The organism is Nonomuraea sp. NPDC050022 (assembly GCF_044460705.1).
Classification (GTDB): Bacteria; Actinomycetota; Actinomycetes; order Streptosporangiales; family Streptosporangiaceae; genus Nonomuraea.
The window spans coordinates 450,014-462,280 of sequence record NZ_JBITKE010000011.1 but is presented as its reverse complement, the minus strand read 5'-3'; the positions used below and the strand labels follow the sequence as shown (position 1 = coordinate 462,280).

Annotated in this window: 8 protein-coding genes; 2 read left to right on the top strand and 6 right to left on the bottom strand. The window is 67.0% G+C overall.

What is annotated here, in order from left to right:
- Positions 1 to 43: 43 nt before the first annotated feature.
- From ACIBO2_RS42600 to ACIBO2_RS42585, 4 genes are all read right to left on the bottom strand, one after another.
- Positions 44 to 982 (bottom strand): arabinofuranosidase catalytic domain-containing protein, encoded by a 939-nt coding sequence (locus ACIBO2_RS42600; protein ID WP_397304036.1) that lies wholly within the window; start codon positions 980 to 982, stop codon positions 44 to 46.
- A gap of 147 nt (positions 983 to 1,129) precedes the next feature.
- Positions 1,130 to 2,689, bottom strand: coding sequence for a cellulose binding domain-containing protein (locus ACIBO2_RS42595; RefSeq protein WP_397304035.1), 1,560 nt, complete (start codon positions 2,687 to 2,689; stop codon positions 1,130 to 1,132).
- A 94-nt stretch (positions 2,690 to 2,783) separates the two neighbouring features.
- Positions 2,784 to 4,007, bottom strand: coding sequence for a cellulose binding domain-containing protein (locus ACIBO2_RS42590; RefSeq protein ID WP_397304017.1), 1,224 nt, complete (start codon positions 4,005 to 4,007; stop codon positions 2,784 to 2,786).
- Between the two features lie 273 nt (positions 4,008 to 4,280).
- Positions 4,281 to 6,260, bottom strand: coding sequence for an alpha-L-fucosidase (locus tag ACIBO2_RS42585; protein ID WP_397304016.1), 1,980 nt, complete (start codon positions 6,258 to 6,260; stop codon positions 4,281 to 4,283).
- 573 nt (positions 6,261 to 6,833) lie between these two features.
- On the opposite strand from ACIBO2_RS42585, the gene ACIBO2_RS42580 reads away from it, so the two are divergent.
- Both ACIBO2_RS42580 and ACIBO2_RS42575 read left to right on the top strand, forming a co-directional pair.
- Complete coding sequence (locus ACIBO2_RS42580; RefSeq protein ID WP_358557657.1) at positions 6,834 to 8,255, top strand: endo-1,4-beta-xylanase; 1,422 nt, start codon at positions 6,834 to 6,836, stop codon at positions 8,253 to 8,255.
- 207 nt (positions 8,256 to 8,462) lie between these two features.
- Entirely contained in the window at positions 8,463 to 9,491 is a 1,029-nt protein-coding gene (locus ACIBO2_RS42575; protein WP_397304015.1) for a LacI family DNA-binding transcriptional regulator, read from the top strand.
- A gap of 48 nt (positions 9,492 to 9,539) precedes the next feature.
- Here the strand turns inward: ACIBO2_RS42575 and ACIBO2_RS42570 are convergent, their stop codons facing one another.
- Together ACIBO2_RS42570 and ACIBO2_RS42565 are read right to left on the bottom strand one after the other, a co-directional pair.
- Entirely contained in the window at positions 9,540 to 10,559 is a 1,020-nt protein-coding gene (locus ACIBO2_RS42570; RefSeq protein ID WP_358557662.1) for a LacI family DNA-binding transcriptional regulator, read from the bottom strand.
- Positions 10,560 to 10,793: 234 nt separating this feature from the next.
- Positions 10,794 to 12,245 carry a non-reducing end alpha-L-arabinofuranosidase family hydrolase gene (locus tag ACIBO2_RS42565; RefSeq protein WP_397304014.1) on the bottom strand — a complete coding sequence of 484 codons (1,452 nt, stop codon included), beginning with the start codon at positions 12,243 to 12,245 and terminating at the stop codon, positions 10,794 to 10,796.
- Between the last annotated feature and the right edge of the window lie 22 nt (positions 12,246 to 12,267).

Genomic DNA, 12,267 nt, shown 5'->3' with positions numbered 1-12,267 from the left:
AGGGTGTTCCGCAGTCGCGGCGCTTGGTTCTACCGAGGACGATTCACCGGTAGCCGGCGGCGACGATGTTGGCCTGGACCGCGTTCTCGGTGGCGTCCGACGGATAGCCGGAGGTCATCACGCCCTCGTAGAAGGTGCCGGCGGAACCATGACTGTTGTCGCCGCCGATCCCGAGGATGATGGCCCCCTCCTTCTTCATCGGGTTGTAGCCCGCGACATTGGGCCGTGGCCCGTTGTAGAAGGTCGACACGCTGCCAGACTGCGCGTTGCCGCCCCGGATCGACCAGTGGTTCGGCTCGCCCTTGATGATGGCCGTCAGGTAGCGGTGGCTGATGCTCGGGTCGTTGGCGTTGTACTTCTGGTTCACCCCGGAGAACAGGCCGTTCTCGAGGTCGGCCATGATCCAGGGGCCGTTGCCGGCGCCGTAGCCCCAGACCTTGATGTTCCCGAAGTAGATGGCCTCCATGGTGCCGTTGCCGTTGTCACGGCTGTTGGTCTCGGCGTTGCCGTAGTCGAAGCAGCAGCCGCCGTTGTAGTGCGTGCCGTCGAAGATGGCGTACATCCCCTCGGGCTGATCTCCCTTGGCGATGCCGTTGGTGGTGTTGTTGCGGTATCCGACGCCGGGATCCACGTAGACACCGTACGCTTTGCCGCCGTAGACCGTGGTCGGGGCCTTGGCGGCGTTCGCGAGGTTGTCGTACCCGCCCGGAGCCGGGCCGGGGAAGCCGCCGGGAGGCGCCTGGGTGAGGCGGTTGTTACGACCCGACTGGTCGTAAATGATGGTGATGAGGCAGGTCGTGCCGGCGCAGAACGAATCCTGTGCCGCGGCGTTGGCACCGCCGCCCGCGCTCAGCACTCCGATGTCCCGGGTGGCGTTGTCGGAGGCGCGGCGCACCTGGTAGAGCGGGCCGTTGTAGGAGGCGTACAGGGCACGGGTCGTGCTGTGCGCCGCCACGCACGGCGTGCCGCCCGAGGCGTAGATGTCACACGGCTGCCTTGACGGCGGCGGCGGTGGCGTGATGGTGGGAGTGGGGGTGGAGACGTCGCCGGTGAGCCGAGAGTGCCATCCGTCGGCGTACAGAGCTGGCCTGTCGCATGGTGCTCACCTTCCTTGAGGCGCGAGGTTCCACTACGGGGTCGTGCAGGTGACGCCGGTGGGGGCGGTCGAGCCGTTGCCGGTGGCGGTGAAACCGAACGTCGTCGCCCCGTTGCCGGCGATGGTGCTGTTGTAGGCGGTGTTCTTGACGGTGACCGCGCCGCTGGTGCCGGTGTTCACGCCGTTCCAGAGGCTGGAAATGGTCTGTCCACCGGCCAGTGTCAGCTTCACGGTCCAGCCGTTGAGCGTGGACGGCCCGTTGTTGCTGACGGTCACCTCGCTCTGGAAGCCGGTGCCCCAGTCGTTGACCAGCCGGTACGTCGCCGTACAACCGCTCGGCGTGGGCGTGGGCGTGGGCGTGGGCGTGGGCGTCGAGGAGGTGCCGCCGCTGACCCGGTACACGACGGTGCCGTGCGACGGCACGCCGGCCGAGATGGTACCGGTGCTGGTGCTGACGGTGTTCGTCCACGCGTCGCGCAGGGTGAACGAATCGCCCGCCAGGCCGATCGCGGACGCGGTGGTGCTGATCGTGGTCGTGCTGCCGCCCTGGTTGAACAGGGCGACCGCGACGTCGCCGTTGCCGAGCTTCTTGGCCAGCACGCGCCGGGTTCCGTCGTTGCTGACCTGGCGTGCCTGCAGGCCGAGCGGGTCCTGGTTGATGGCGATCAGGTTCTGGTTCTTCAGGATGGTCGTCGTCGCCGAGTCCATGGTGCGCAGGTCGTTCCCGGCGATGAGAGGCGAGGCCATGATCGCCCAGAGCGCGAAGTGGCTGCGCATCTCGGTGTCGGTCATGCCGCCTCGGCCGATCTCCATCATGTCGGGGTCGTTGAACGCGCCCGGCTTGGCGTACGACGCGAGTGGGACGGTGACGTCGACGATGTTCTGGATGCCCATCGGGTACCCGTTCGTCTGGCCGGTGTTCCACTTGTTGGTGATGTCCTCGGTCGTCCGCCACATGTTGGCGACGTCGCCCCAGTCGCGCTGAGGCCCGGTCTTCGCGTGGATGCTGTTCGGGTTGATGCTGAAGACGATCGGTCGCCCGGTCGCCGCCAGCGCGTCACGCATCTTCGCGAACGTACGGACCTGGTCGTCGATGGTGCCGTTGGGCGAGCACCAGTCGTACTTCAGGTAGTCGACGCCCCAGGCGGCGAACTGCTTGGCGTCCTGGACCTCGTGACCCTGGCTTCCGGTGGCGCCCGGGTAGCCGCCGAAGTACTGGGCGCAGGTCTTGTCCACGGGCACCTGGTAGATGCCGAACTTCAGCCCTTTGGCGTGCAGGTAGTCGCCGAGGGCCTTCATCCCGCCGGGGAAGCGCGACGGATCGCCCTGTAAGTTCCCCGTGGAGTCGCGGGTGGGGTTGAACCAGCAGTCGTCGACCACGACGTACTTGTAGCCGAGATCGCGCAGGCCGGAGCCGACGATGGCGTCGGCCATCTGCTTGATCAGCGTCTCGTTGATGTTGCAGCCGAAGGTGTTCCAGCTGTTCCAGCCCATGGGGGGCGTGCGGGCGACCCCGTTCTCCAGAGCGCCCGCCTGGTCTTCCAGGGCGATCAGACCGCCTACGAGAATGCCGGCGGCGAGAAGAACTCCCACCTTGCGCAAGGACCCTCCTTGAGGTGAGCGACGGACATCGGGCGGGGCGGCCGACCTCGGTGAGGGGGCATCGGCCGCCCCGATGAACGCAGGGTCAAGGGCTGGTGCAGGTGGCGGTGGGAGTGGCCGCGGTGCCGGTGGCGGTGAAGCCGAAGGTGGTGGACGCGCCCGCCGCTATGGAGCCGTTGTAGGAGGCGTTGCGAACCGTCACGGCGGAGCCGGAGCCGCTCTGCGTGCCGTTCCACAGGCTGCTGATGCTCTGTCCACTGGGCCAGGTCCACTTCACGGTCCAGCCGTCGACCGGCGCGCTGCCCGCCCAGACCGTGACGGTCGACTGGAAGCCGCCCTCCCAGCTGTTGACGGTCTCGACCGTCGCCGAACACACCCCCGGAACCGGTGTCGGCGTCGGCGTTGGTGTCGGTGTCGGGCCGCTCTGGAACTGGGTGAAGAACTTCCACACCTCCGCCGGGACCCAGGTCCGGGAGCCGCTGTCGCCGCCCGCCCCGTCCTGCGGGGCGGCGATGTGACCTTCGTCGAACGCGGCCCACACGACCGGATGCCCGGCCGAGCACCCCGAATAGGTCGTGACTCTGTGCGTCAGGCTGCCCTGCGCCGGCTCGGGCGGGTTCTGGGCGGTGCAGCCGTTGTTCCTGACGAACCGGTCACGAAGAGATCGTCCGCCGGAGATGTTGAGCACGCCGTCCCGGATGCCGTGGATCCCCATGTAGGCGATGGGCTGGGCGCCGCCACTGCACCCGCTCAGCTGCCCGCCGGACTGGACCGCGACCGCACGGAAGACGTTCGCCCTGGCGCACGCGATCGCGTACGACATGGCGCCGCCGTAGCTGAAACCCGTGGCGAACAGCTGCGTGGTGTCGACGCACAGAGCACCCTCGATCTGCCTGACCATGTCGTCGACAAAGGTCAGGTCTTCACCGTTGGAATTGCCCCAGCCGTTGTTGAAGCCCTGGGGGGCGACGAAGATCGTACTGTTGTTCGCCAGGCGCTGCAGGCCGTAGTAGGCCCAGACGTCCCGTTGCACGGTCTGACCCGTGGCGACATCGGTAGCGGTGCCACCCAGCCAGTGGAGGCCGAAGATCAACCGGTAAGGGTGGTTCATGTCGTAGTTGTCGGGGACCTTGAGAATGTAGCTGCGATTCTTGCCGCTGGTCTGAATCGAACGCGTACCACTGGCCAGCCCTGGTGCCTTGCCACATCCCGTAGAGGCCGCCAAGGCGCCGGCTGTGCCTGTGGCGGTCGTGCTGAGGCTGGCGCTCAGCGCCGGGCCACCTGCGGCCACCAGGACAGCGAGTACCACGACCGCTAAGGCGGTCACTAAGGATCTGCGTTTTGACATCGTGCAACTCTCTCTGCCGATCCGATGTCGGCGTACGTCGATGGGAGGATCAGTCGCAAGGGGTGCAGGGGGGAGACGGCGTGGCGAGGTGTTCTCCGCGACAGGCGGCATCGGCGGCGGCACTGCTCGGAGTCGATCCAGAGATGCGTTATCGATAACACGCCACGGTGTAAGGGCGCGCCTGCCGCGGGTCAACGCTGAAAGTCTCATCGTGGCTCGTCGGCGGCCATCGCGTCAGACCGCGGTGATGGTCCATTGCAGGTTGGTGCTGGAGTCGGGACTCCATAGCTTCACGTTGGAGCCGACGGTGGTGTTGCCGCCGCTGTCCAGTGCGGTGCCGGTCCCGCGGTTGATGATCTGGTAGCGGCCGTTGCCGAGGTTGCTGAGTCTCCATTGTTGGTTGTTGCCGCTGTTCCAGGCGGCTTGCAGGCAGTAGGCGCCGTTGGCGGTGTTGCCCCCGCTGTCGGCGACCATGCCGTTGGTGCGGTTGACGAGCCGGTAGTACCCGTTGCCCAGGTCCGCCGGCTGCCACTGCAGGTTGGTGCTGCCGTCGTAGTTCCACTGCTTGAGCGGCGAGCCGGAGGCGACGTTGCCGCCGCTGTCGAGGGAAAGGTTGGTGGTGACGTTGGTGATCCTCACCCAGGTGGTCGGGAGGGGGCCCGAGCCCGGGGCGGGGATCTGGCCGTTGAAGGTCAGCTTGACCACGTACGCCGGGGCGCTGAACGGGGCGGTGGACGAGGGCATGGAGATGTGCAGGGCGGAACCGTCCTGGGCGCGGTTGGGCAGGTTGATGTACGAGCCGGCCGTGGAGCCCAGGAGTTGCGCCGAGGCCAGGTTGCCGAGGTTGATCCGGTTCGAGTTCAGCGTCGTGATGTCCAGTGTGCCGCCCGGCCAGCCCAGCACGGTGGCGTACAACACGGTGTTGTCCTTGCTGCGGGTGAAGCGGATGTCCCGGTTGGTTCCCGGTCGTGGCTCGACGAAGGAGCCGCCGCCCATCTTGGTGGGGCCCTCGCCGTAGCTCGCCCAGGCTCGGGTGGCGTAGATGGATTCGCCGAAACGCTGCAGGTAGTCCCCGATGCCCAGCAGGATCGACCGCTGCCCGGACGGGATGGTGCCGTCGGCCATGGGGGCGATGTTCAGCAGCATGTTGCCGTTCTTGCTGACCCGGTCGATCAGCGCGTGCAGCATGGCGTTGAGGGAGTAGTAGCCGATGCCCGCGGTGTAGCACCAGCTGGAGCTGGAGATGCTGTCGTCGGTCAGCCAGTAGGGATTCTGGATGTCGGCCGGCCCGCCGCGTTCGTAGTCGAAGACCTCGCCTTTGGTGTTGAATCCGTCCTTGTAGGTGGCGACCACGTCCTTGTTCCAGCCGATGGCCTGGTTGTAGTAGGAGGCGAGGAAGTTCAGGCGCTGGGACTCGGGGATCTGGCTCAGGTTGAAGTCCTGCCAGATGATGTCGGGCTGGTAGCCGTCGATGACCTCCTTGAGCTTGTCGTACCAGAGCTGGTTCTCCGTGGCCCTGTCGAGCTGGCCGTACAGCTTCTTGAGGGTGGTGGTGGACTGCGACGGAACCCACTGGTAAAAGCCGGTGAAGTTGAACGCGTGGTGCAGGGACACCAGCAACTTCAGGCCCTTGGCTCGGATAGCGTCGGCGTGTAATCGCAGCAGGTCGAGTCTGGGCCCGGTGGCGACCGAGTTCCACTCGTTCACCCTGCTGTTCCACATCGAGTAGCCGTCGTGGTGCTCGGCCACCGGTCCCGCGAATTTGGCGCCGGCGTCGACGAACAGCTGGGCCCACTCGTTGGGGTCGAAATTGCCGCCGACGGACTTCAGCTTCGGCGCGAACTGCAGCCAGTTGCCTGCCTTGTCCCGGCCGCCGTTGATGAAGTTGTGGTACGGCCACACCGAGGGATCACCGTAGACGCTCTTGTGGTGATTGTTCTCGTTTGAGCCGTTGTTGTACATGTTGCGCGGGTACCACTCGTTGGCGAAGGCGGGAACGCTGAACACGCCCCAGTGGAAGTAGATGCCGAACTTGGCGTCCTGGAACCACTCCGGAGCCGGCGGGTGCTGGTCGACCGATGACCAGCTCGGCGTGTAGCTGCTCGGAGCACTGGCCGTTAGCGCGGGCCTGGTGCCCAGCAGGCCGCTGACGGTGGCGACCGCGGCCGTGCTGAGCAGCCTGCGGCGGCTGAATGAGTACGACGTCGAGGACATGGGCGGGAGCCTCTCGGGAGGGGGAGGACGCGCGGTGGGCGGGCTATGAAGTCGTACGGAAGGTGGCGTCGTGTCGGCCGGCCAAGGCGAAAAGTGCGTTATCGATAACACAGCGTCTAAATGCTTCCCCGGAGCATGTCAAGGACCGGACGCAGTGGTTACTGCTGGCGCCGCGGCAAGGGACTGCGGCCATCGAGGCGCAAATGGTGCGGGGCGCTGGGACATCTCTCCTTTCGCCGGCCGGAGACCCGTCACCGTCCACGGAGCCGGCGCTGATGAAACGTTCATCAACGCTGCCTGCGGCAGGCCATCACGAAACGCGCAGTGTCGAAGCGTGCCGGCCATGAGTCGAGCGGCCGACGGTCACGAGGGAGGCGGCGAAACTTTCGGGAGACCCTTGACATGTTTCGTGCCGGTTTCCACACTGAGTCCCCGAACGGGCTGCCTTCTGCCGAGGTCGGTGGTGGACGGCAGGAGCGCGGCTCGTGACGCGGTCCAGGCGGCAGGCAGCGTGCTGATTCGCACGGACTCTTCCGAACCCTCTCTTCCGCATCCCCTAGTGGAGGCTCAGGCATGGGCGAAAAACGCGTACTCGCATCGGGCGCCCGGGCGTTGCTCGCCGGCGCACTCGGCATACTCACCGCGCTGGTGGCAGCCAGTCCCGCAGGCGCCGCCGCGGGAACATTGGGCGCGGCGGCGGCGCAAAGCGGGCGCTATTTCGGCGCCGCGGTGGCGGCAGGTCATCTCGGCGAGTCGGCGTATGTGACGACGTGGGACAGGGAGTTCAACGGGGTCACCGCCGAGAACGAGATGAAGTGGGGCCCCATCGAACCCTCCCGTGGCTCGTTCAACTGGGGCCCGGCCGACCAGATCGTCAACCACGCCGTGAGCAAAGGCATGAAGATCCGCGGCCACACCCTGGTCTGGCACTCTCAACTGCCCGGATGGGTGAACGGCAACATGTCGGCCGCCGACCTGCGCTCGGCGATGACCAACCACATCAACCAGGTGATGGGCCACTACAAGGGCAAGATCTACGCCTGGGACGTGGTCAACGAGGCCTTCGCCGACGGTGGCGCGGTCGGGACGCTGCGCAGCTCGGTGTTCACCCAGAAGCTCGGCAACGGCTTCATCGAAGAGGCCTTCCGCGCCGCACGCGCCGCCGACCCCAACGTCAAGCTCTGCTACAACGACTACAACATCGACGACGCCAACGCCGGCAAGACCCGCGGCGTCTACAACATGGTTCGCGACTTCAAAGCCCGCGGCGTCCCCATCGACTGCGTGGGCCTGCAGTCGCACTTCGGGAACCCGCCCGCCAACTACCAGCAGAACATCGCCCAGTTCGCCGCGCTCGGCGTGGACGTGCAGATCACCGAGCTGGACATCGGCGGCTCCGGCTCGGCCCAGGCCGACGCCTACCGCCGCGTCACCCAGGCCTGCATGGCGGTTTCCCGCTGCACGGGCATCACCGTCTGGGGCATCACCGACAAATACTCATGGCGCAGCGGCGACACACCCCTGCTCTTCGACGGCAACTACAACAAGAAACCCGCCTACGACGCCGTCCTGAACGCCCTCAACGGTGGCTCCACCCCGCCTCCCACGGGCGGCGGCACGATCAAGAGCACCTCTTCCGGCAGATGTCTGGAGGTGGCCAACGCCTCCCAGACCAACGGCGCCCAAGCCCAGATCTGGGACTGCAACGGCCAGGGCAACCAGCAGTGGACCTCCACCAGCTTGGGTGAGCTGCGGGTCTACGGCAACAAGTGCCTGGACGTCAACGGCGGCGGCACGGCGGACGGCACCAGCGTGATCATCTGGGACTGCAACGGCCAGGCGAACCAGCAATGGCGCATCAACTCCGACGACACCGTCACCGCGGTCGGCGCGAACAAGTGCCTGGACGTCGTCGGCGCGGGCACAGCCAACGGAACCAAGGTGCAGATCTACTCCTGCTGGGGCGGATCCAACCAGAAGTGGACCCGTAGCTGACCAAACTGCTGAGAGCCGGTTCGCGGAAACTCGCGCGGACCGGCTCCTCCTCCGCCAGACGATGGAGTTCTCGTCGCCATTCTCCCTTGACGGCAGGAATCAAGGGAGCGGACGTCACCGACTTCAGGAAGGCGGGCTACCCCTTGACGGAGGCGGCCGACACCTACAACGTGAAGGCCCTCGACATCTTTGGGGGTTACCGGTCACATGCCACCGAACGACACTCCACCAGGCCGGTCCGCGAGCATCTGGGACGTCGCCCGGGTGGCCGGCGTCTCCCAGCAGACCGTCTCCCGCGTCATCAACGACAAGACCCGTGTGAGCGCATCAACCCGGGCCAAGGTGATGCAGGTCATCGCCGAGCTCGGTTACCGGCCCAACCGGCTCGCCCGGACGCTGGCCGGCGGCCCGGTGAGCTCGGTCACCGTGCTGACCTCGGACACCGCCCTGTTCGGCGCCGCCGCCACGCTGCGCGGCATGGAGGAGGCGGCCAGGGCGGCCGGCTTCTCGGTGGGCATCAGCGTGCTGGAGCCGGGCGCGAGCGAAACGGACATCGCTCTGCGCCTCAACCGGCCCCAGGAGCCCGTCATGGTGATCGCCTACGACGGCCCCGGCGTGCGCGCGTTACGCGCGCTGCCGCCGGACGTGCTGGTGACAGCCGCGGTTGAACGCCCCGAGAGCGGCTCGGGCGACGATCCATGGGAGGTCTGGTTGGATGACCGGGCCGCCGCGGCGCACGCGACGCGCCACCTGCTGAGCTTGGGGCACAAGACCGTCCAATACGTGGCCATTCCGTCCTCCACCAGTGCGCTTCCGCAGCGGACCCGTGGCTGGCAGGACGCGCTCCGGGCGACCGGACGACCCCTGCCCGAGCCCCTGCAGGCCGGCTGGACTCCCCGCTCCGGGTATCTCGCCGTGCGCTCCCTGCTGGCGGACCACTCGGTGAGCGCCATCCTGTGCGGCAGCGACGATCTCGCCCTGGGCGTCATGCGGGCCGCGCGCGAGGCGGGACGGGATATTCCCGGCGACCTCAGCGTGGTCGGCTTCGAGGACACCCCGGCGTCGGCCTACCTCTACCCCTCGCTCACCACCGTACGGCTCGACTTCGAGGGTCTCGGCCGCGCGTGTTTCGGCCTGCTGCTGCGCAGGCTGCAGCCGGAGGCCGCCCTGTCTCTTTCGACCTGGAACGAGCCGGAACTGATCGCGCGGGAGAGCAGCGGCCCGTCGCCGGTCTGACGCTCACCTGTGAGCAGGCGGCCGCCCCGCTGCCCCGGAGGCCGGGCTTCAGCTCAGGCGTGCGGGAGGGCCGGTGCTGTCGCGGACGACGAGTTCGGTGGCGAGTTCGATGCGGCTGTGTGACAGCGGCTCGCCATGGGCGAGCTTCAGCACCATCGAGGTGGCCGCGGAGGCCATCTGTCTGAGGGGCTGGCGGATGGTGGTCAGCGGCGGGATGGCCCACCGTACCGAAGGCATGTCGTCGAAGCCGATCACGCTGAGATCGTCCGGAATGCGCAGGCCGAGCTGATGAGCCGCGTGGTAGACGCCGATGGCCTGACCGTCGTTCGTGGCGAAGATCGCGGTCGGCCGGTCGGGCAGGCGTAACAGGCGCAGTGCCGCTGCCAGGCCACCCTCGATCAAAAAGTCCCCACGGGCGACCAGCCGCGGGTCAACGGGCACGCCGGCCATGTCCAGGGCGGTGCGGTAGCCGTCGAGACGGGCCCGGCTGGACAGCGCGGAGTCAGGCCCGGTGATGATGGCGATGCGGCGATGCCCGAGCTCCAAGAGGTGGCGGGTGGCCGCGAGCCCGCCGTTCCAGTTGCCGGCACCGATCGACGGGATGTTCTTGCCGGAAGCGTCGGCCGGATCCAGCAGGACCAGCGGGATCTCGCGGCGGGCGAGCGTTTCGTGCTGGGTTTCCGTCAGACCGGAGAACACGGCGATCACTCCGCTCGGACGGCGTCGCAGCACACCCTCCACCCAGGCGTCTCCAGCGGTGTGGTCGCGGCGGAGGTCCGATATTCCCACCACGATCTCGTGCTCACGAGCCACCTCCGCCACGCCGTTGGTGATCTCGACGGGATAGTCGCCCTCCAACGCGTGGAAGACCAGCTCCACCAGGGCCAGCGAGGTGGATCGGCGGCGCTGCCGCCGGTAGCCGTGCTGGCGGATGAGCTTTTCCACGGCGGCGCGGGTTTCGGACGACACCGCGGATCGGCCGTTCACTACCTTGGAGACCGTCGCGGTGGAGACTCCGGCCAGCTCGGCGAGCTGGGCGATGGTGAGGGGGGACGACTCCATGGTCATGGCGGCAGTCTAGCTACGGTGGGGCCGACGGGGATCTCACAAGATCAAGGTTGCGCGCCCAGGGTGCACAGGACCGTGCGCGGGGCGGGTCTGACCAGGTGTCTCCCTCAGGCGGGTAGGTGGCGGGGCATGGTCCTGGGTCCTGGGCACGGCGGACACTTCCAGTCCGCCGCGTCCAGGACCCGGTTCACCATGACCCGGGCGGGGCCGCCCTTGCCCGAGCCCGCCACGCCATTAGCGCTGCAGTGTCAGCACACCCGGCCGGTAGGGCAGGAGACCGTAGTCGCCGCCCGAGCTGGGGGAACGTCCCTGGTAGAGCAGCTGCAGATTGCAGGGGTCAACAGTCATGGTCTGATCGGGGTTGCTGCGGACCAGATCGCCGTGGCTGATGTCGTTGGTCCAGGTGGCGCCGCTGTTGGCCTTGCCGGCGAAGGGGTTGCCCTCGGTCGCGGCCTGCGGTGTCCACGTACCGCCCAGGCTGGTGGCCGTGAACGAGCGGAAGTAGCGGCCCTGCGAGCCGATCGCCTCGACGAGCATGAGGTATCGGTTCTGGCCCTGGAGCTGGTAGACCTGAACGCCTTCGAACAGGTTGTTCGTCGAGTCGCTCATGATCGTCGTCGAGGTCGCGCCGAAACTGCCCGGGAAATTTCCGATGGGCATACTGGCCCGGTAGATCTTGCCGTTGTCCCCGGCGAAGAACAGGTACATGTTCGTGCTGTCACCGATGAGTGTCTGGTCGATGGGTCCTGTGCCGGAGCCGGAGATGCTGCCGGAGAAGAGCACCTGCTGCGCTGACCAGCCATTCGGATTGGTGGGGTCGCTGGAGGTCCGGTAGGAGAAGGCGGTCCCACCCCACTGGTAGGCGAGCACCCAGATGTTCTTCGGGGCGAAGTAGAAGAGCGTCGGCGCGACAGCGGAAACAGACATCGTGTTCTGGCCGGCCGAGGCCATGTCGGACCAGTTGGTGAAGAGGCCGAAGTTCATCGAACCCCACCTCGTCCCCGTGTCGTGCGTCGTCGCATAGACCAGATGCTTGCCGTTGTAGACGACGTTGGTGAAGTCCTTGAGCGAGACCCACCCCGACTTCGGGCTGGCCAGTTGGCCCGTCGATGTCCAGCGGTAGGTCGACGGAAGATCGCACGTACCGGGGTTGCCGCCGTCGACCCGGACAAGCTGCCACTGCTGATTGGTGCCGCCCCAGTCGTCGTATTGGACGATGTTGGCGCCGTCGGCGGTGGAGGCGCCCTGAACCTCCAGGGCCTTGTTGCTGTGGCGCGCGATGAACCTCACGTAGCCGTCCGAGCTGTCGGCGAGTCTCCATTGCTGGTTGGTGCCGTTGCCGTCGGCCCATTGGACGATGGAGCCGCCGTTGGCGGTGGAGAAGTTGTAGACGTCCAGGACCTTGCCGGAGTGGCGGGACTTGAGGCGGTAGTAGCCGCCGCCGGAGTCGACGAACTGCCACTGCTGCTGGTTGCCGTTGTTACGGGTCCACTGGGTGATGCGGCCGCCGTCGGCGGTCGACAGGTTGTAGACGTCCAAGGCCTTGCCGCTGTTGCGATTGACCAAGACGTACCAGGCGTTGGTGTCGACGGTGGCCGCGTTGGCGGACTGAGCCTGCATGGCGACGAACAGGCTCGCCACTAAGGTGACCACCGTCGCGAGGACGGCCAAAAATCTGAATTTCACGATGCGCTCCGATGCATTCGAC